We start from the raw sequence: 20,131 nt of genomic DNA on the forward strand, positions 1-20,131 counted from the left end.
CCTGAGAGGATCTCAGGGTTCCCTCAGGGTCGAACCAGCATTTCCCCGATACCGCTACGCGCCGCGATCATCGACGATGACTCCATGACCACCACTCCTCCACCGACTCCTCCGGACATCTCGGCGAGTCCAGCCACCGATCCGCCGCCCGACCTGCCGACCGACCTGCCGACCGAGCAGCCGACCGACCTGCCGACGGGGTCAGCAACCAACGGCCCCTCCGACGGCCCCTCCGACAGCTCTCCCGATAGCCCCGCCGACAGCCTGACCGGCGGCGATCGATCCGACCTTCGCAGTTGGTGGGACTCGCTGTACCGCATCGATACCAACCGCATCCTCGGCGGCGTGTGCGGCGGGCTGGGCCACCGCTTCGGCCTGCCTCGGTGGCTTGTGATCCTCGGCCTCGTGCTGATCACCATGCTCGGCCCGGGCGTGCCCCTCTATCTCGGCCTCTGGCTGTTGCTGCCCGACGAGTACGGCCGGCGGATACTCCAGGACTCCCGCTGGCGGGACCTGGCGATCGCCGCCCTCGGCGTGGTCGTCGCGTTCACCGCGCTCGGACTGGGCGGCAATCTGTTCTTCCTCAAGGAACTCGGGACGGTCGCGCCGTGGGCGGTCATCCTCGTCGGTATCGGACTGCTGACCCGACGGCCCGAGCCGCCGACCGCGTCTCCTCCTCAGTCAACCTCGGCACACCTGTCCGAGTCGCAGGCCGTCTCCACCACGATGGCTTCGACGGCGACAGCGGCAGCGACACCACCCAAGGCGCCAACACTCCGCGGATCTGGCGAACCCCGGAAGCGCCGGACCTATCGCACCCCCGTCGTCGGCCCGTTCACGTGGTGTGTCGCGCTCATCGCCGCGGCGCTGCTCGGACTCGTCGCACTCGGCGATCCACGTTCGATCGGCCCGGGGGTGATCGTCGCTGCCGTCACGATCGTGTTCGGCGCGGGGCTCGTCCTCAGTGCATTTCGCGGGCGAGCACGTGGTCTCGTCCTTCCGGCCTTGGCGGGAATCTGTCTACTCCTCGGAATCGGAGTGATCGACCTGCGCGCCGACACGTTCCTGAGCGCGGTCGACGTGCGCTATGTGACCCAGGAGGAGTTACCGCGGCGCGTCGAATCCGGATGGGGCCGCACGCGGGTGGACCTGTCCACACTCGAACTGCAGTCGGACACGTCGATCGACATCGAAGCTCCCGCCGGAATCACGACCGTCGTCCTCCCGGCCGCCGCGAACTCCGAGGTCCACGTCGATATCGGTGCCGGCGATGTTCGTCGTTACGGCGCGCTGCCCATGAACGATGACCTGCGACGGTGGGCCACCTCGAGCCCGCTTCCCTCGACGGGGGATCCGATCGATACCGATCGAGCGAGCCGCCTGTCCGATCAGTATGCGATTGCCGAGGTCGCGATCGCGACCAGAGACTCGACGATGTCGGTCGACACCGGCTCGGATCACACCCTCGTCGTCAACATCTCGCTCGGGGCCGGCGAGGTCCGCGTCATCGAACCGGTGTGGGCCAGCGTGCCGACGTCGGTGATGACCCCGCAGCGGGCGTGTCTCGCTGCGGTCGGGGCCGACGCTGAGATCGGCGCCACCGCGGAAGGCGGCGCCACCTCGGAAGCGGTCACCGACGATGAGATGGTCGCCGTGCCGTGCACCTCAGTCGAGGACCCGGCGTCGCTGGTGCCCGCCTGCTATGACCGCTTCACTGGGTGGCTCGCGGACTGTGCAGTGCCTCGAGACCAATGGACCGACGTGGTGCCCGCGTGTTTCAACTGGGAGACCAACATCGTGACCTGTGAAGAGGTCGGCGTGTCGACAGGGCTCGGCTTCTCTTCCGGTGCCACACCGCCGACCGACGCGGTTCCACAGACCGAGGTGGTTCCGCCGACCGAGGTGGTTCCGCCGACCGAGGTGGAACCCAATCCGGCGTCCGTGCCGGACTCTTCTCTCGATGCCACGGGCGGCACCCAGCCGGAAGGAACGAACTGATGAAACGTCATCCCCTCGACGCGATCGCGCTGATCGCCGGCCTCCTCACGATCGGCTTCGGCCTGTTGGGACTCGCCCACCAACTCGGTGCGTTTCCACTCGGCCCGGGCGGTGTCGCACTGGCCATCTGTCTCGCTGTCGGGTTCGGCGGAATCGGACTGCTGGTGCTCGCTCCCAAGACCCGCCCCGACGTCTCGGATCCCCGCCTTTCCACACGCGGCCGCTGACGCCACCGGCGGCCCGACGACCGATCGGTACAATCGCTGCCATGGCCGATTCCTCAACGTTGCCCGCCCGAGTCGAGTTCACCGTGACCGACGAGGGGCCGGGCACCGAGACGATGACGCTGGTGGGCGACGCCTACGGCGATCCGTCCGGACAGCCGGTGGTGCTGTTGCACGGTGGGGGTCAGACCCGACACTCGTGGGGCAACACCGCGGCGAGCATCGCTCACGACGGCTGGCGCGCGTACGCCGTGGACATGCGCGGCCACGGCGAGAGCGGCTACTCCCCCAGCGGCGCGTACACCGCCTCGCGATTCGGCCACGACCTCGTCGCCATCGCGTCACACCTCGACTCGAAGCCGGTCGTCGTCGGAGCGAGCCTGGGAGGCCTCGCCGGCTTGCTCGCCGCGGGCTCCTACTCCCCCGACTCCTTCGCCGCGCTCGTGCTCGTCGACATCACGCCGCGCCCGGAGACCGTGGGGGTGAATCGTGTTGTCGGGTTCATGTTGGACCGGGCGGAGGAAGGATTCGCGACCCTCGATGAGGCGGCCGATGCCGTTGGGCGCTACAACCCTCACCGCCCCCGGCCGACCGACCTGTCGGGCCTGCGAAAGAATCTTCGCCTCGGCGAGGACGGCCGGTGGCGCTGGCACTGGGACCCGGCGTTGTTCAATTCCCAGAATGGTCTCGCCGGGGTTCAGGAGCCGGGGCAGTTCCAGCGCGCGGCGGAGGCACTGGCGATTCCGACGCTGCTCGTTCGGGGCCGACAGAGCGACCTGGTCAGCCCCGAATCCGCACAGGAGTTCCTGGCGACGGTTCCGCACGCCGAATTCGTCGATGTGTCAGGTGCCGGGCACATGGTCGCCGGCGACCGCAACGACCGCTTCTGCGACGCCGTCAGCGAGTTCCTGTCACGCCGCTGACCCACCGATGGCGCGCTGCTGGCGCGCAGCCCGGGCTCGGGTAGGTGAAATTACCCACACAATAATTCGAACACGTGTTCTGGTTCCTGATACTCTGAACACATGTTCGATCTTCTCACCTCACCTGAAGCCGAGGGCGTGCCCGGCGGATACGTCGAGGGACCGCCCACCGCGGCCGAAGTCGCGCGGATCGCCGCGATCAACGCGTGGCACGACGAATACGACGAACTCGAAGCCGAGGTACGAACCCTGGCCGGCGAAATCAACGCGGCTCACGCCCGCCTGGCCACCAAGGTCGCCACGATGACCTCAGATCCCCGCTACAACCTCGCCGGCGATTGGCGTTCGGTCACCCACTGGCTGATCGTGAACTGCGGCATGACCCGCTACATGGCCCAACTGGTCGCCCAAGTCGCCGAATCGGTCACCGACAACTCCATGCCCACCGTGATGGGCTTGGCACACGACGGCGCCATCTCCCTCGGCATGGCCGCGCTAGCAGCACGCGTCGCCTGCCCCGAAAACGAACAAGCCCTCGCCGGCATCGCCACCACCGCCACCACCACCCAAGCCGCCCGAGCGTTCGGCTGGTACCGCAAACTCAAACCAGGCATCGACGACCAGACCCCAGACGACCAGGAGCCCACCGACGACGAGACACCCGACGACGACGACGAGACACCCGACGACGAGAGGGCATCCGGCGACGAGCGTCCGGCCGGCTCGGCTCAAGGCGGCACGGCGGTTCCCACCCCCGACACCCCCGACGCGACCCACGACGACGAAACCTACTGGCGGACCTGGACCGACGAACACGGACGCTGGAGAGTCAACGGCCGAGCCCCAGTCGAACTCGGAGCCCTACTCGACGAAGCCTTCGAAGCCGCCCGCCGCAGCGCACAACGCCACGGAACAACCAAAACCCACAACAACACCGACAGCGACAGTACTCACAACACCGCCGCCGGGGACCAACCTGCCAGCGAGGACCCACGCGACAGCCGGGCACCCGCGGGCGAACGCACCGCGATCGCGTCGAACTACCTGATCCTGTACCACCTCGCCCGAATGGTCATCGACTCAGCACAAACCGACCGATTGACCCGCGAAGGAAACGAACCGTTCTGCGTGAACGTCCTCGTCGACATCGACACCCTCGTCACCCAACGCCTCCGACCCGACTCGGTCGCAACCCTGCTCAACGGCACCGAACTCACCCCAACAGTGGTCGCCATGTTGGCCCAAGCCGGAACCCTGCAACTGCTCTGGCACCAAAGCGGTGTCCCCATCAAGGTCGGCACCGAACAACGTTTCGCGACCCCAACCCAACGAAGCGCTACGTGCCCAATACGGCGGATGCGCAGTCCCAGGATGTGGCCAAACACGATTCCTGCACTACCACCACGTCCAGCCCTACCCCCACGGCCCAACCGATCTCGACAACCTGGTACCAATCTGCTCGTTCCACCACCGCCGCATCCACAGCGGTCACCTCAACGCGGCCATCGTCGACGGACACGCACAATTCCACGACGAACGTGGACGCCTCCTCGGCAACACCATGGCCCAACACGCACTCAACGCCACCACACCACCAACCGAACACAGCTTGCGGAACCGCATCGACAACATCGACATCGACAAATACACCGCCAAACCCGCCGGCGCCGGCGCACCACTCACCTCATGGGCACTCTCGGTCTGGGTCGAAGCCCTTCTCGGCCAACCCTAAAAACCTCGGCAAACACGGCCACAGAGCCGCCCACGCGCCGGCCGGCCGACCGACCGACCGGCCGATCAGTGCGGGCTCAGCGGAACACGAACCTCACGATGCGCTCCTTCCAACCCCCGTACGGGGCGTAGAGCAATGGCATGTCCGGACGGGTCTTCTTTCGAACGACCGACTTGTGGTGGCTGAACGCGTCGAAGCCGGTGCGGCCGTGATACGCCCCCATCCCCGATGGACCCACTCCGCCGAACGGCAACCCGTCGGGGAGGATGTGCACGACCGCATGGTTCACACAAGCACCTCCGGAGCTCGTGCGTCGAAGCAGCAGGTCGGCCGTGGTCGACGACTGGGTGAACACATACAGCGCCAGCGGCTTCGGTCGAGCGTTGACGAACTCGATCGCCTCGTCGACCGACACCACCGACACGATCGGCAGGACCGGCCCGAAGATCTCCTCGGTCATCAGGTTCGACTCGAGGTCCGGATCGACGATCACGGTTGGCGCCAGGTATTTCGTCGCCTGGTCATGATCCCCACCCACCACCGTGGTCCCGCCACCGCCGGACACCAATCCGACGAGCCGGTCGAGGTGCCGCGGCGAGATGATGCGACCGAGATCGCTGCTCTGTTTAGGATCGGCACCGAAGAAGGTGCGAATAGCGTCGACCACCAGATCGACGAAGCGATCCTTCACCGTCTCATCGACCAGCACGTAGTCGGGGGCGATGCAGGTCTGGCCGGCGTTCATGAACTTCGCCCACACGATGCGCTTCGCAGCGATGGCGAGATCCGCGTCGGCCGCGACGATCGTCGGGCTCTTTCCGCCGAGTTCGAGGGTGACCGGCGTGAGGTGTTTGGCCGCCGCGGTCATCACCACGCGGCCGACATTGGTGGATCCGGTGAAGAAGATGTGATCGAAGGGTTCCTCGAGCAATGCCGTGGTCTCGGGCACTCCCCCTTCCACCACCACGACGGCGTCATCGTCGAGGTACTGCGGGATCAGGCGGGCCAACACCGCGGCGCTCGCCGGGGCCAGTTCGGACGGCTTGGCAACCACCGCGTTGCCCGCAGCGAGCGCGGCGGCCATCGGTTCAAGCAGCAGCTGAACCGGATAGTTCCACGGGGCGATCACCAGCGCCACGCCGAGCGGCTCTTTGATGATCTCAGCGGTTCCCGGCTGGCTGAGTAGGCCGGGGCTCACCTTTTCGGTGCGGGCCCACTGCTCGAAGTGCTTCAGCACGTGTTTGATCTGCAGGCGGGCGTGTCCGATGTCAGCCGAGAACGCCTCAAGCACGGGCCGGCCAAGATCCGAGACGATGGCGTCGACGAAGTCCTGCTCGTGGACCTTGAGCATCTGAAGCATTCCCTCAAGCTGACGACGCCGCCACGTCATCGGCCGGGTGCGGCCGCTGTTGAACGTCGCCCGCACCCCGTCCACCAATTCCGTGAACGACGGCGTGGCTGCAGTGGTCGATGGGGTGGATTCGAGATTGGTCATGGATGCCCCTGCGCTAGATGCCCGAAAGTGACTGTCCGGCTTGAGGGCAACGTTACTCCTCGGCGCACCTGGTCCTAGAAACCCCGGATCCCCGCAGCTGAGACCGCGGGGACCGGAGATGGGCAATTTGGTTTGCGCGAGACAGCACTCGGCAGCATTCGGCCGCGCCCACCCGTGCTCAGCAGCGTCAAGCAGCGTCAAGCAGCGTCAAACGGGGTCGAGTGCGCGCTGGCGAAGCTCAGGGGTTGAGCCGATCGAGGATCAGATCACTCTGCGCCGCACGCAGCGCCGAGCGTGCCGAGTTCGCCGAGGAATGCCTCGTCCATCGTGGTGAACGCATCGAAGAGTTCGCTCGCTGAGCGGCTTTCCGAAAGCCCGTTGAAGATGCAGGTCGCGGCATCGCTGCTCAGCCCCTCCTCCTCAAGCGCGGGAATGAACATGGCGGCGAGTTCGTCCTGGGAGATGCAGGCTCCGAAGGCAGCGCTCGCCATCTCTTCGAACCCGGCTTCATCCACCGAGTCCATCTGGAACATCATGGCGCCCACGCCACCGAAATGGTCGACCATGTTGTTGGCCATACATGTAGCGGTCTCGTCGGACAGATCCGACATGCCTTCCTCGGCGAAACCGGCGAGCAGGACATCGGTGAGCACGCTCGGGTCGACGCACTCGTCGACGGCGTCGCTGAACGCCGCGGCGTCGCCCTCGTTCAGTTCGGCGAGTTCGAACTCCGCGTTGCCGAGAATCAGGTCGTGGCCTTCCTCGGAAATGTTGGGGAACAACGATCCGGCGATGCATTCGAGCGATTCGTCATCCAGGCCTCCGTCGTTGCTGTCGATCAGCGCGGCGGTGAACTCGGCCTGGCCATCGGCGGGCGCCTCGGTCGTCGTCGTGGCGTCCTCCGCCTTGGAGATCGACGAGTCGTCGGAGCCTCCGCAGCCGGAAAGTGCGAGCGAGGCCACCGCGAAGGCAGCGACAAGTGGACGGATGGTGGTCATAGGGCTCCTCGGGGAAGAAACATCATGGTGATTCGCCTCACCCTATCGTCGGCTCGCGCAAAACCACCCCGGCACATCGACCGCGCACATCGACCGCGCACATCGACCGCGTCGGCATCTCCGCACAGCTACGTTCGCGGAGGTGACTGCGACCACGCTCGCCGAAGCGCTCGCGCTGTTTGGCCTCGAAGCACATGTGCGCGACCCCGCCGTGATCCGTCAGGCGTACCTGCGCACGATTCGCGAAACGCACCCGGACCGCAACCGCGCCGCCGACGCCACCCGACGTTCGGCGGCCCTGACCGACGCCTACCGTCTCGTGACCTCCCGCCTCGACGAGCCCGTCGCCGGACCCGAGGACTCCCCCGCTGCGGCCTCGCGGAACACTGGGCGCACAACGTCGCGCTCAACGTCGCGCTCTGCGTCACGCGCGCCGAGCGCACCGCCGCGGCCATCCGCCAGCGAGACTCACGAGATCGACGGGTGGGTCCGCATCATCGCCGACGACACCATCGAACTCGGCGCACCGTCCGACCTTGCCTTCCGGTGGCTGGAGCTCGCCTCGCATCGTGCCGGCGATATCACCTATCTGGATCGCCCCTCAGCGATGCTGCAGGTACTGATGGAGTTCGTCGGCTATCCGTTGTGCTACGTGGTGTTCGACCTGCAAGGCCGGGCCGCGAACGGATCCACCGAGGTGTTCTGCACGATCGCCTCCCTCGACGACCGCGACCCACCCCCGATCGCCGCGGTGACCGAGTTCATGGCCGCTCAGCTCGACGACGTCTTGGACTGACAGAGCCGCGCCGAAACGAGCCGAAACAAGCCGAGCGCTCAGCCGCCGCCGGGCCGATCGAGGTTCCGCAACAGCCGAAGCACCAGGGCGCCGACCCCCATCAGCGCCGCCACGAACAACACGTCCGCGACGCCGGGCCATCCGAGCGACTCTCCGAAGTCACCCATGGTGATGACCGCGATCGCCATCATCATCAGCCCCGCGTTGCGCACCAACTCCACAAAGCTCACCGGGGCATTCGAGGTCGATCCGAAACACGCGCACCCCACCGAGACCCCGGATGCGACGAGTCGTGCGAGCACCACGGTGAAGGCCACCAACAACAGCAGTGCGAGTCCGGCCCCACCCAACGGCCACAGCACCAGCAGCACCGCGGTCGCCAGCTCGAGGATGGGCACGAGCACGGCCAACGCCTCGGGGGCGACCAGCCCCATTGCGGCGAACGACTCGGTCACCGCAGATCGCCGACCCATCTTCGATAGCGCCGCTGCCAAAAAGACGATGGCGAGACCGAGCCCGCAGGCCGCCGCGCTGCCCGCGACGGTCATGGTTCGCGATGGTGATGGCCAGGTGAGCGCAAGCCGCGATCGAGTTCCCACCGTCGGATCTCGTGGCCCATCGGCGTGGTCGGGTCGGCGTCGACGAACGGCCAGATCTCCTCGGCGAGACCACGCCAGTCGCGCACCGCCTCGAGCTCACCGAACAGTGCGTACAGCCCGAGGTTGATGCGTTGGATCACGACCATGAAGCTCGGCAGCGTGACGCTCTTCATCACCGCCGCGAACGGGCCCGACAGGTCGAAGTACCGCCGGATCGAATCCGATGCGTACTCGGCGGTGATCTGTCGTTGCCCCGGCTTGAGCACGGCCTCGAAGAAGAACGAGAAGTACTCGACCACGAGATTCGGGTCGAGTTTGTCGGCCCGTTTCAATACCCCGAGGTCCTCCCACACGGCCACGATGCGTTCGGGGACGCGATCGAACACCATCGTCTTGATGACCTTTTCGAACTCGGCGATCTCGTGCGGAGTGAACACCTTGCACAGGCCGTAGTCGAGGAAGGTGACCTGCCCGCCGGGGTTGAACACGTAGTTGCCGGGATGCGGATCACCGTTGAACGCCCCGAGGCGATAGATGCCGCCGAACGCGAAGCGATACAGGGTTTCAGCGATCAGGTTGCGTTCGTCCTGAGACCAGGCCAGCACCTCGGACCACTTCGACCCGGAAGCGAACTCGGTGCACAGAACCCGGCGGGTCGAGAACTCATCGACGACATCGGGAACGTGAATCGTCGGGTGCCCGCGGTAGTGGTCGGCGAACCGACGCTGGTGTGCGGCCTCGATCGTGTAGTCGAGTTCCTCCACGAGGCGATCGCGCAACTCGTTCACCAGCGGTTCGGGGTCGAGTCCGCTGAACAGGAAGCTCATCGCCCCGAACAGCAGGTCGGAGTTGTCGAGATCGACACGAATCGCCTCGTCGACGCCGGGGTACTGCACCTTCAACACGACGTCTCGTCCGTCGTGGGTCCGGGCGCGGTGCACCTGCCCGATCGACGCGGCGGCCATCGGCTCGTGGTCGAAGTAGGCAAACAGCTCGTCGGGCTCCGCGCCGAGTTCGGACCGCACCACCTCCTGCACGAGCGAATAACTCATGGGCGGTGCGTCCTGTTGCATCTGGGCCAAGGCGTCACGCACCGGCTCGGGCAGGCCGCCGTCGAGGTAGCTCGCCATCTGGCCGAGCTTCATGACGGCGCCCTTCATGTTGCCGAGCACCGAGGCCACCTGCTCGGCGGTCTCGAGCTGAAAGCGCTCCTGCAGTTCGGCCTTGCGTTCGTGCGAAGCGAACCTCGAGCCCGCTTGCAGCTTCACGAAACTGGCGCCCGATTTCGCTCCCAGCTTGGCCAACTCCGCGGTTCGGTCGCCGCGGCCCGTGGCGAGTTTGGTGGAGGTGCCGATGAACGCACCGGTCGGGTTGCCGCTTCGTTCGCCGCCGACACGGCGGCGGCGAACGAACCAGCCGAGAACTCCGCCGCCGGCGAGCACTGCGACAAGGCTACGCCGGCGCATCACCTCACTCCTCGGTGATGGTGATCGAGTTGATGACCACGTCGTCGACCGGGCGATCGCCGCGATCGGTCGAGGTGGTCTGGATCGCCTCGAGGACGTCGAGGCCGCTGATGAGCTTGCCGAACAAGGCGTAACTCGGCGGCAACGTCACACCCTGAGGGCCGGAGATCACAAAGAACTGCGAACCGTTGGTGTTCGGGCCGGCGTTGGCCATCGCGAGCGAGCCGATCTCGTACTTGCCAGGCTCGGGAAGTTCGTCTTCGAAGCGGTAGCCGGGGCCGCCGCGACCCGAACCCTCCGGGCAACCGCCCTGGATGACGAACCCTTGGATGACGCGGTGAAAGATCAGGCCGTCGTAGTAGTGGTAGCGGGCGAGATTGACGAAGTTGTTGACGGTCTTGGGCGCCTTGTTGGGATAGAGAAACGCCACCATCGTGCCGGCCGAGGTGTCGATCGTCGCCGTGTACTGCTTGTCGGGGTCGACCGTCATCGGCATGGGGGCCGAGAACTTGGTCTGGCGGGGGGAGGAACCGTCGGCGGCGGGTGCCGGAGTCGAACTCATGGAGTGCCTTTCGTCGTCGTGTGGAGGCGCACGCCAACCTAGTGCCCCGACTGCGACGCTCAGCGCGCACCGACGGCCAGCGCGCACCGACGGCCAGCGCGCACCGACGGCCAGCGCGCGCCGGGGCTATCCGGCCCCGAACTCCATGAGCACGCCGAGGGCCTCGGCGTCGCGGAGCACGAGCACCGCAGCATCGCCTTTCCGCGCATTCTCGGTCGGCAACACCCGGGTCTCGGGGTCGCCGGATCCGAGGCGGCGGGCCAGACTCAACAGGTCGCCGAACCCGATGTTCTGGTCGACCTTGACCCCCGATGCCGCGCCGCTCGCGATCCTGGCGAGGGTGATCGGGTTGCGCTCGGCCCCGGCGGTTTTCAGAACGGTCCGGATGAAGAGCTGCTGGCGCTGTTGGCGACCGAGGTCCCCAGTCGGTTCGGTCACCTCGGCTCCGTCGATGATCTCGGTGTAGTGACGAGCGCGCACGAACGCCAGCGCCTGTTGCCCATCGAGGGTGTGAGTTCCCGGAGCGATGATGTTCAGTCCCGACCCCTTGTCGAACACGGCGTGCGGAAACTCGACATCGACGCCGCCCATCGCATCGACCATCGCCGCGAAGCTCACAAAGTCGACCTCGAGGTACTGATTGATCGGAATCCCGAGGTTCGCCGTCACCGAACGCACCAGGTTGTCGGGGCCCTGGTTGAAGGTTCCGTTGATGCGCCCCTTCTTACCGGTGGCGACGTTGGTTGCCCACAGGTCGCGGGGAATCGACATCATCAACGAACGGGTCGGTTCGACCCGCAACACGATGATCGTGTCCGCGCGTTGGCCGCCGACCACCGACGTGTCGCCGATGTAGCCGGCATCTCCTTCCGCCTCGGCTCCCTCGCGGGAGTCCGAACCGACGATCAGGTAGTTCACCGTGTCGCCGGTGGCCGCAACGATGGAGTCGCCGACGTCGACGCGTCCCAGATCCTTGACCGTCTTCCACCCCCACAGCCCCAATGCCGCGATCGAGGCCATGATGAGCAGTGGCAGGTACAACACGATCCATCGCAGCTTCGGTCGGAACCATCGACGAAGGCGCCCACCGCCAGACCCCGAGCGTTGAGGAGCGCGAGCCGAACCGGCCTTCGCTGCAGAGCCCGTCGGTGTGCCTTGCCGACCGGCGTTACCCGCGGGGTTCGACGCCACAGCGGCACGCTGCTGTTGTTCATAGGCCGCCCGCCCGGCGGCCGGGTTGGGTTGGGCCGGAGCGCCGGACCGTTGAGGGCGGTGCTGGGGCGCTGGGACGTAATAGTGCCCCGGTGCGCCGTCGCCGCCGGACGCCCCGGCGAGGTCGTCGACACCTGTGCCGTCGCCGCGGGTGCGCGGCGGGGGCGCCGGCATCATCCGCGTCGAGTCCGACGGCGGCACCGCGCCCCGTTCGAGCGGGGTGTCCTCAAATGGCGTGTCCTCGAGCGCCCGAAGTCGTTGCCAGATTTCGTCGGCGTCGCCCGAGCGCTGCTCATCGTCGTGGGTCACCGCACCATCATGTCCGACACCATCGGTCGTCCCGGTGGACTTCCTGAGTGCCCGCCAATTTCAGGCCTGCGCCTCACGTAGCGCAACCACGTGGAGGCGGCAAATGGGCCGGTAGGCTAGGTGAAGTGACATCGCGTCCCCCCCTCCCCCCGCACGATGAACCTGCCGCGTCGACGAGGTCTTCGTCGTCGGCGTTGCCGTCAACCACCAGGTCGTCAAACGTGCCGATGCGGCGACGGCGCCGCGGCTTGGCGGCCCCGATCATCGTCGTCGCACTGACATTGCTGTCCGCCTGTGGTTCTGATGATGCGTCGGTCACCACCGTCACCGACGGTTGGGACTCGCCCACCGCCGGGGTCGCCGCCGGAGCACCGTCGATCACCGCTCCCGATGGCGACCCGCCGACCGAACTTCAAATCACCGATCTTGAAACGGGCGACGGAACCGCAGCGGCCACCGGGGATCTCGTCGTCGTCAACTACATCGGCGCGCTGTTCGACAACGGCGTGGTCTTCGACTCCTCGTTCGACCGGGCGCCCTTCAGCGTGACCCTCGGGCAAGGAAACGTCATCGCCGGATGGGATGAAGGCATCGTCGGGATGAAACCGGGTGGCACCCGACAGCTCATCATCCCGCCCGACATGGCCTATGGCTCCCAGGCCCGTGGAAACATCCCGGCCGACTCGACGCTGATCTTCAACGTGACGTTGAACACCGTGCTGACCCGCCCGACCGACATCGCCCCGGTCGAGGGCGGCACGGTCGACGAGTTGCGCACCACGGATCTGGTGGTCGGCGACGGCGAGGAAGCGACGGCGACGAGCGAGGTCTCGCTTCACTACGAAGCCGTGCACGGTTCCGACGCAACCACCTTCGACTCCTCGTTCGAGCGCGGCCAGTCGTTCGATGTGACCTTGGGGCAGCATCAGGTCATCGAGGGTTTCGAGCAGGGAATCGTCGGCATGCGTGTCGGGGGGCGCCGCCGCATCGAGATTCCGGCCGCCCTCGGCTATGGAGACACCGGCGCCGGCACCGCCGTCGCCCCCGGCGAGACCCTCGTGTTCATCGTCGATCTTGTCGCGGTGAACTAGATGGAACGCCACCCGACACTGGTCCCGACGTTTCGAGCGGTCGCCCGAAGCATCGTCGATGATCCGGCCGCCGAGGAGATCGCGCTCGCCATCGACCACCAGCTGTACCGGGAATCGGAACGCTTCAGCGACCACGTTTTGGCCTGGGGTGTGTTGTTGTGCGCTCAGTCCGCCCTCGCTCAGGCGAGCTGGGGAACCCCTGGACCGCTGACGAAGGAACGGGTCGAGGCCATGTTGGCGTTGCCCGCCGCAGCGCTCACCGTGGTGGTGTTACGCGATGGTGCCGGGTTCGGCGAGGACGCCATCGCGGTCGCCGCCAACCGGCCGGTGTCCGAGGTCCGATGGCTCGGCGACCTCCTGGCGCCGCCCACGCCGGGCGACCCCGCAGCCGTTGCCGACCCACTGCTACCGCCGCCGCCACCACCACCACCACCACCGCCACCGCCACCACCGCCACCGCCACCGAGCGTCGACCCGGTCGCTCCGACCCCCGCGGTTGCCCCGGTCGACTTGTCGGTCCTGCCACCGCCTCCGACCGCGGCCCAGTCACCAGCCGTCCCGACACCAGCCGCTCCGACACCGCTGCCCCCTCCGCCGCATCAGGCGACTCCGCCGCCGCCAGCAACGCCGTCCGCCGCGCCCTCACCGCTGCCCCCTCCGCCGTCCGGTGCTGCGATTTCCACCGACGAACCCGCCCTGCCACCCGCGGCGCCGCTTCACCTGCCCGCCGCGCCGAAACCGATCGCGCCGCTGCCGATCGAGCCGCAACCGGCCGCACCACACGAACGGTCCGAGATCAGCCCGGGAGCCCTGTCCGACGCGGCTCCCTCCAGCACCTGGGCGACGCGCCCCGCTCCGAATCGCCGACCGCTCTGGATCGCACTCCTCGTCGTGGTCGGCATCGGCTTGTTGATCATTGCCGCGGCGCTCATGGGTGCGGATCCTCCACCTGAACGTGGCCGACACGAGGCTGATGACCCCTCCGGCCTCGGGGTCGGCCAGCAGATCACCACGGCCGATCCGGCTGCATGCGAACTGGATTCGGCCGCATTGTCGTCGGCGGATCTCCCCATCGAGTTGGCCGACGGCGCCACGACCATCGCAACGCTTCGCGTGTTCACGCCAACCGATCGGGCCCGGCCGTTGCTGGTGGTGCTCGCCCCGTCCGGTCACGACCCGGTGGTGTTTCTCTCCGGCACCCGCTTGGAGGACCCGGCGGTGCAGTCGGCTGCGGCGATGATCCTCCTACAACCGGTGACCGACAACTGGCAACCGTCCGAGGCGGGGGAAGCCACCCAGGATCTGATGGCACTTCGGGAAGCGATCGACTCCGCCTCTGCACGCCTGTGTCTCGACCCCACCAACGTCACGTTGATTTCCTACGGCGATGCCACCGAGTTCGCGGCGTCGGTTTCCTGCGCGGTCCCCGACCTTGCACCACGGCTCGCCCTGGTCGGTGCGTCCAAGTACAACCCCTCGTGCCCTCCCGACCCGGGCCGCGGGGTGTTGGTGCTTGCGGACCGCACCACCGCATCGTTCACCAACATCTCCGACGGGTACGCCGCGCTCGCCTCAGCGGCCGGGTGCACCCAGACCCTCGAGTACCCCGCCGAGTCGGCGGCACTGACACTGTCGACCGGCTGCCTCGATGGCGCCCAGGCTTGGCTCGCCACGATCGCGGGTCCGGTCGTGTGGAACTCCTCCATCGATGACCTGCTGGTCGAGTTCCTCGACGAGACGGGCGCGACCGGAATCGCCTGAGGACGCCTCGGGCCTCACGCCGCCTCGGGCCTCACGCCGCCTCAGGCCTCACGCCGCCTCAGGTCTCACGCAGCGCCGCCCGATCAGACAGCGCCGACCAGCAGGCCGAGCAGGTCCTCGAAGCGGCCGACCGGACTCACCGTCCTGGCGGCCTCGTCGACCCCGGCGCCACGCAGCATCAACGTGCCCGACGGGGTGGTCCCCACGGCGACGCCGACGCCCGGAACGACGGTTCGCCCGGCCATCGCATCGATCTCGTGTCGGATCGCTGCCGAATCCTGCTCCAGCACCGCCATCAGGCAGCCGGCCGCATTGCCTGGAGCCAAGCCGGCGCCTTCGGCGAACGGGTCGAGGGCCAACGATTCGGTGCACAGGTCCACCCCGGCGATGATCGCCGCCGCGAGCGTGCGCACGGCGAGCCACCGCTGGGCGCGATCCAGCGGGATCGCACCGCCGAAGAATCCTGGATCGGGCACCGAGAACCCCGAGCTGGAGAACCCGCTCACCGTCGTGCGGTCGAGCATCAACGCCAGGCGCCCCGGCCGGTTCCACGAGGTCTCGGGCAACCCGTACAGCTCGACAACCTCCGCGACCGCGCCGTCATCGAGGGCGGCCTCGCCACGTTCGAGCGCTTCGAGACGCTCCGTGCTCCAGCGGTGTTCGGCGGTACGCACCAGTTCGCCCAACGCCAAGCCGCGGCGGCTTCGATGGCGAAACAGCGCCGCACCCAAGCGGGCGAACGGTACGAGCGAATGTGGATCGGTGTCGATGCCGTAGGGTCTCACCCCAACTCAGTCGGTGCCGAATGCCTCGCGGCCAAGGCCTTGGAGCACAGTTGAGTCGGGCGACCTAGTGCCGTGGCTGGAAACGTCTGCGCTGGAGCGGCGGGACTCAGCGAAACGGCGGGACTCAGCGAAACGGCGGGCCAGACACCCACGCCACCAACGAGTAGCGACTGCCGGAACGCATCGGCAACACCCGGTGGTATTCAAAGGACGGGAACACCACCGCGGTTCCCCGCTGGCGAACCGCGTGGCGAAATTCGACGAGTTGGTCATCGTCGTAGTCCTCGAGCACATCGAAGAACTGCAACTCACCGCCCTCGTAGTCGTCCGGGTCGCTCAACTGAACGACGATCGACAGCTTCCGGTTTGCAACCCCACCGTCGAGGCCGTCCTGATGCCACGTGTAGAAGGCCCCCGGCTCGTCGTACGCGGTGAACTGCAGATCCTCGCCGAACGAGGTCAGATCGAAGCCATAACGTCGGTTCGCCCGCTGCGCGATCTTGGCGAGCTTGTCGTAGATCCACCACGAGTCGTCGTCGGGCGCGATCCATGAGGTGTGGGAGCGGCGGATGGACTCATCGGAAACCCCAGCGCCGTCGTCACCTTCGAGTTCGGCCTCGGAGGCACCGATCGAGCGGCCGAGGTCGATGATTCGTTCGCACTGCTTCGGGGTGAACGCCCGCGGATGCACCTCGAAGGTCTGATATGGCGGCGGTTCGACCGCGCCGAGCTGGGGACGAGCGATGAGTGGGTCCACGAAGGTGACCGCCTTCAACCAGGTATCAACATCTGGTGCGGGCGACTCGAGCGACGCTGTCGCAGCGACGTCAGTTGTCGGAGTTACCCGACGCCTCCACCATGGAGGTCGTCGACGACGACGGGGCCCCGCCCGCTGTCGTCTCGGCCGACTCGTCCGCTTCCGACTCGGCCGGCTCGGTCGACTCTGAACTCATCGATCCTCCGGGCCCATTGGGGGCCCAGAAAATTGTGGTCGTGGTCACGGGAGGTTCGGTGGTCGAGGTGGTCGAGGTGGTGAACCCGGGGTTGGCTCCGGTCGGGTCTCCGGTGATCCGCACCGGCGGATCCTCGTCGGGGCGAGAGCAGGCTCCGGCGGCGAGCAGGACCACGAGAGCGGCGACGCTGCTGAGCTTCTTCACACGACGATTCATTCGATTCTCTCCAGAGTGATCCGGGTTCTCGGGACGTCACACTCTGGCCCACACCGCCTGCGGCGCGCCAGATGACCCGAGGTGGTCCGGCTGGTCGTTCAGCGTAGCCGCTCAACCCTGGTAGTAGAGGTTTCTCACCTGGGTGGGCGCTTCCAGAAAACCGGCCGCCTCGGGCCACTCGTGACCGGCGTTGTCGAGCGCCTCCAACGTGGCCGAGCGGTTGTTTGCCACCAGCGCATCGCTGTGGGCGGCCGATGCGCCTTCGTCCACCCACACCGAACAGATCAAAAAGGCCCGCTCTGCCACATCGACGGGTACCACGCCGGTGCGAACGGCGTCGAGAATTCCCAGCGCAACCCCGGCGTGGGCCGGGCCATGGGTCGCCTCGAAATGATCGCGGGTCCCGATACGGACCTTCGGCACGAACAAGGCGAACGGCTTGACCGGAACCCCGGGAGAAACGGTGATCAGAAACGGTGCACCCGAACCACCCGGTGACGCGAATCCATTGAGCCAGGCCTGAGCGACCGTGCTCTTGTCGTCGCCGAGCGCCACGTCGACGAGCGCGATCGACGATCCGCTCCCCTCGCTGCCCGAACCCACCAACATCCCGTTCCACATGGACGGCGACGATATCGGCTTTCGGGCCCTGCGCCTACTCCACGCCCACTCGGCTCCTACTCGGCGCTGAAGAACACGTTCTTGGTTTCGGTGTAGTGCTCCATCGCCGCCATTCCGAGCTCGCGACCGAACCCGGAACGCTTGTAGCCGCCAAAGGGCGCCTCGGTTCGAACGCTCCGCGCGCTGTTCACGCTCATCACCCCGGTGCGCACCGCACGGGTCACCCGAATCGCACGCCCCATATCGCGGGTCCACAACGACCCCGACAGGCCGTAGGGGCTGTCGTTGGCGATGCGGATGGCATCGTCCTCGTCGTCGAAGGCGATGATCGACGCGACCGGCCCGAAGATCTCCTCCTGGGCGACGCGCATCGCGTTATCGACCCCGGTGAGCACGGCCGGACTCAGGTAGTGACCCGGCCCGGTCGCCTCGCCGCCGCACACCCGCGTCGCGCCCTCCGCCGCGGCGATCTCGAGATATTCCAGGCTGGTCCGCCGCTGCCCGGCGGAGATCATCGGGCCGAGCTGGGTGGCCTCGTCGGTCGGGTCGCCCACCACGAGGGCCTCGGTGCCGGCGACGAACCCCTCGACGAATCGGTCATAGACGCTTCGCTGCACCAGGAATCGGCTGCGGGCACAGCAGTCCTGGCCGGTGTTGTCGAACACCGACAGCGGAGTCGAGGCGATCGCGGTGTCGAGGTCGGCGTCGTCGAACACGATGCACGCCGACTTGCCACCGAGTTCGAGCGACAGCCGGGTGATGTTGTCGCTCGACGCCCGCATGATCTGGGCGCCGGTCGAACTGTCGCCGGTGAACGAGAGTTTCGCCACGCGGGGATCGCGGGCAAGGGCGTCTCCCACCGTGGCGCCGGGACCCGGAATCACCGAGATGGCACCGGCGGGAACCCCGGCCTCGACGAGCACCTCGGCCATCAACAGGGCGCTGATCGGGGTGAGCGACGCCGGTTTGATCACCACCGGGTTGCCGCACGCTAGCGCGGGGGCGACCTTCCAGCTCGTGATCAACATGGGGAAGTTCCAGGGCACGATCAGGCCGCACACCCCGATCGGGTCGCGCAGGGCGACGTCGAGTCCGTCGTCTTGCACCGGGATGACCTGCCCGTAGTGCTTGTTGGCCGCACCGGCGAAGAACTCGAAAACATCGGCCATCGCGCCCGCCTCCCAGCGGGCATTGCCGATCGGGTGCCCGGCACCGTGAACCTCGGCCATCGCAAACTCCTCGGCGCGTTCGCGAAACAGCTGGCTGGCCCGCAACAGCACCTTGCCCCGTGCGGTCGCGTTGGTCCGCCGCCACGTCCCACGGTCGAACTCCTCGGTTGCGATGCGCAGCGCGCGATCCAGATCGGCCGAGCCGGCCTGGGCGATGGTGGCGAGCGCCTCGCCCGTCGCCGGGTTCTCGACGGTGAACGTAGCGCCGTCGGCAGCGTCACACTGCTCGCCGCCGATCACGAGCTGGTAGGCGGGACGAATCGAGGATGGCGCAGATGACATGGCCGAATCGTATCCCCACTCGGTATTGTCCCCGTGCGGCCGTCGCGGCCCGCCACCCAGGATCCCCCATCCCACTTTCAGGAGCACAACATGGGTCGTCTCGACGACAAGGTCGCTGTCATCACCGGTGGAGGCGCCGGCATGGGCCGCATCGCGTGCGAGCGATTCGCATCGGAGGGCGCGAAGGTCGTCGTCGCCGACCTCGACGCCGCGCTCGCCGCCGAGGTCGTCGAGGCCATCACCGCATCGGGCGGCGAGGCCGCGTCGGCCATCGTCGATGTCCGCGACGCGCAACAGGTCGAAGCCATGATCGCCACCGCCGTCGAGCGCTGGGGCGGCCTCGACATCTTGTACAACAACGCCGGTGTGTCGCCCGGCGACGACGACACCCCGCTCACCACCTCCGAGGAGACGTGGCAGTTCACCTTCGACGTGAACGTCAAGGGCCTGTTCCTGTGCTGCAAGTACGGAATCGACGCCATGTTGGCCTCCGGCGGCGGCTCGATCATCAACGTCGCCAGCTTCGTCGCCCACATGGGCGCCGCCACCCCGCAGATCGCCTACACCTCCTCAAAGGGTGCGGTGTTGGCCATGACCCGCGAGATCGCCGCGATCTATGCCCGACAGGGCATTCGAGCCAACGCACTCTGCCCCGGCCCGGTGCTCACCCCGCTGCTGGCCAAGTTCCTCTCGGATGCAGAAAAGCGCGAGCGTCGCCTCGTGCACATTCCGATGGGCCGTTTCGGCGAAGCCGAGGAGATGGTCAACGGGGCGCTGTTCCTCGCGAGCGACGAGAGCTCGTTCATGACCGGACAGTCGCTGCTGATCGACGGCGGCATCACCTCCACCTACACCACCCCGCTGTAAGCGCCGAGAGGA

The 20,131-nt window shown here is 67.1% G+C and carries 18 protein-coding genes and 1 pseudogene; 8 read left to right on the forward strand and 11 right to left on the reverse strand.

The window, feature by feature from the left end; genetic code table 11:
• Positions 1 to 84 precede the first annotated feature (84 nt).
• From M9952_08490 to M9952_08505, 4 genes and pseudogenes are all read left to right on the forward strand, one after another.
• On the forward strand, positions 85 to 1,998 hold the full coding sequence (locus M9952_08490) for a PspC domain-containing protein (GenBank protein MCO5312957.1): 1,914 nt from the start codon (positions 85 to 87) through the stop codon (positions 1,996 to 1,998).
• On the forward strand, positions 1,998 to 2,225 hold the full coding sequence (locus M9952_08495) for a hypothetical protein (GenBank protein MCO5312958.1): 228 nt from the start codon (positions 1,998 to 2,000) through the stop codon (positions 2,223 to 2,225). The genes M9952_08490 and M9952_08495 overlap by 1 nt, the downstream gene beginning before the upstream one ends.
• Before the next feature lie 41 nt (positions 2,226 to 2,266).
• Complete coding sequence (locus tag M9952_08500; protein MCO5312959.1) at positions 2,267 to 3,145, forward strand: alpha/beta hydrolase; 879 nt, start codon at positions 2,267 to 2,269, stop codon at positions 3,143 to 3,145.
• Between the two features lie 532 nt (positions 3,146 to 3,677).
• Positions 3,678 to 3,875: pseudogene (locus M9952_08505) on the forward strand (hypothetical protein).
• A 1,078-nt stretch (positions 3,876 to 4,953) separates the two neighbouring features.
• On the opposite strand, the gene M9952_08510 reads toward M9952_08505, so the two are convergent.
• The gene (locus M9952_08510; protein MCO5312960.1) at positions 4,954 to 6,372 is read right to left on the reverse strand and encodes an aldehyde dehydrogenase family protein; all 1,419 of its coding nucleotides are present in this window, start codon (positions 6,370 to 6,372) and stop codon (positions 4,954 to 4,956) included.
• A gap of 266 nt (positions 6,373 to 6,638) precedes the next feature.
• Complete coding sequence (locus tag M9952_08515) at positions 6,639 to 7,370, reverse strand: hypothetical protein (protein MCO5312961.1); 732 nt, start codon at positions 7,368 to 7,370, stop codon at positions 6,639 to 6,641.
• Between the two features lie 142 nt (positions 7,371 to 7,512).
• Between M9952_08515 and M9952_08520 the strand changes: the two genes are divergently transcribed.
• Positions 7,513 to 8,166 carry a J domain-containing protein gene (locus tag M9952_08520; GenBank protein MCO5312962.1) on the forward strand — a complete coding sequence of 218 codons (654 nt, stop codon included), beginning with the start codon at positions 7,513 to 7,515 and terminating at the stop codon, positions 8,164 to 8,166.
• 38 nt (positions 8,167 to 8,204) lie between these two features.
• On the opposite strand, the gene M9952_08525 is transcribed toward M9952_08520, so the two are convergent.
• The 4 genes from M9952_08525 to M9952_08540 form a co-directional block, all read right to left on the reverse strand.
• The gene (locus M9952_08525) at positions 8,205 to 8,714 is read right to left on the reverse strand and encodes a hypothetical protein (GenBank protein ID MCO5312963.1); all 510 of its coding nucleotides are present in this window, start codon (positions 8,712 to 8,714) and stop codon (positions 8,205 to 8,207) included.
• A complete protein-coding gene (locus tag M9952_08530; protein ID MCO5312964.1) occupies positions 8,711 to 10,231 on the reverse strand; it encodes an AarF/ABC1/UbiB kinase family protein in 1,521 nt (506 codons plus the stop codon). Before M9952_08530 ends, M9952_08525 begins: the two co-directional genes overlap by 4 nt.
• 4 nt (positions 10,232 to 10,235) lie before the next feature.
• Positions 10,236 to 10,721 (reverse strand): peptidylprolyl isomerase, encoded by a 486-nt coding sequence (locus M9952_08535; protein ID MCO5312965.1) that lies wholly within the window; start codon positions 10,719 to 10,721, stop codon positions 10,236 to 10,238.
• Positions 10,722 to 10,919: 198 nt separating this feature from the next.
• On the reverse strand, positions 10,920 to 12,314 hold the full coding sequence (locus M9952_08540; GenBank protein MCO5312966.1) for an LCP family protein: 1,395 nt from the start codon (positions 12,312 to 12,314) through the stop codon (positions 10,920 to 10,922).
• Between the two features lie 227 nt (positions 12,315 to 12,541).
• Between M9952_08540 and M9952_08545 the strand changes: the two genes are divergently transcribed.
• On the forward strand, positions 12,542 to 13,405 hold the full coding sequence (locus M9952_08545) for an FKBP-type peptidyl-prolyl cis-trans isomerase (protein MCO5312967.1): 864 nt from the start codon (positions 12,542 to 12,544) through the stop codon (positions 13,403 to 13,405).
• Positions 13,406 to 15,166, forward strand: a complete 1,761-nt coding sequence (locus M9952_08550; GenBank protein MCO5312968.1) for a hypothetical protein — start codon at positions 13,406 to 13,408, stop codon at positions 15,164 to 15,166.
• Between the two features lie 83 nt (positions 15,167 to 15,249).
• Here the strand turns inward: M9952_08550 and M9952_08555 are convergent, their stop codons facing one another.
• From M9952_08555 to M9952_08575, 5 genes are all read right to left on the reverse strand, one after another.
• Positions 15,250 to 15,951, reverse strand: coding sequence for a hypothetical protein (locus M9952_08555; GenBank protein ID MCO5312969.1), 702 nt, complete (start codon positions 15,949 to 15,951; stop codon positions 15,250 to 15,252).
• A gap of 124 nt (positions 15,952 to 16,075) precedes the next feature.
• Positions 16,076 to 16,708: a 2OG-Fe(II) oxygenase gene (locus tag M9952_08560; protein ID MCO5312970.1), complete on the reverse strand. Its 633-nt coding sequence runs from the start codon at positions 16,706 to 16,708 to the stop codon at positions 16,076 to 16,078.
• Positions 16,709 to 16,778: 70 nt separating this feature from the next.
• Positions 16,779 to 17,120 (reverse strand): hypothetical protein, encoded by a 342-nt coding sequence (locus M9952_08565; protein ID MCO5312971.1) that lies wholly within the window; start codon positions 17,118 to 17,120, stop codon positions 16,779 to 16,781.
• 111 nt (positions 17,121 to 17,231) lie between these two features.
• A complete protein-coding gene (locus tag M9952_08570; GenBank protein ID MCO5312972.1) occupies positions 17,232 to 17,741 on the reverse strand; it encodes a formaldehyde-activating enzyme in 510 nt (169 codons plus the stop codon).
• A 56-nt stretch (positions 17,742 to 17,797) separates the two neighbouring features.
• A complete protein-coding gene (locus tag M9952_08575; GenBank protein ID MCO5312973.1) occupies positions 17,798 to 19,252 on the reverse strand; it encodes an aldehyde dehydrogenase family protein in 1,455 nt (484 codons plus the stop codon).
• Between the two features lie 90 nt (positions 19,253 to 19,342).
• On the opposite strand from M9952_08575, the gene M9952_08580 reads away from it, so the two are divergent.
• Entirely contained in the window at positions 19,343 to 20,119 is a 777-nt protein-coding gene (locus M9952_08580) for a glucose 1-dehydrogenase (protein ID MCO5312974.1), read from the forward strand.
• The last annotated feature ends 12 nt before the right edge of the window (positions 20,120 to 20,131 follow it).

The organism is Microthrixaceae bacterium (assembly GCA_023957975.1).
In the GTDB taxonomy this organism is placed as follows: domain Bacteria; phylum Actinomycetota; class Acidimicrobiia; order Acidimicrobiales; family Microtrichaceae; genus JAMLGM01.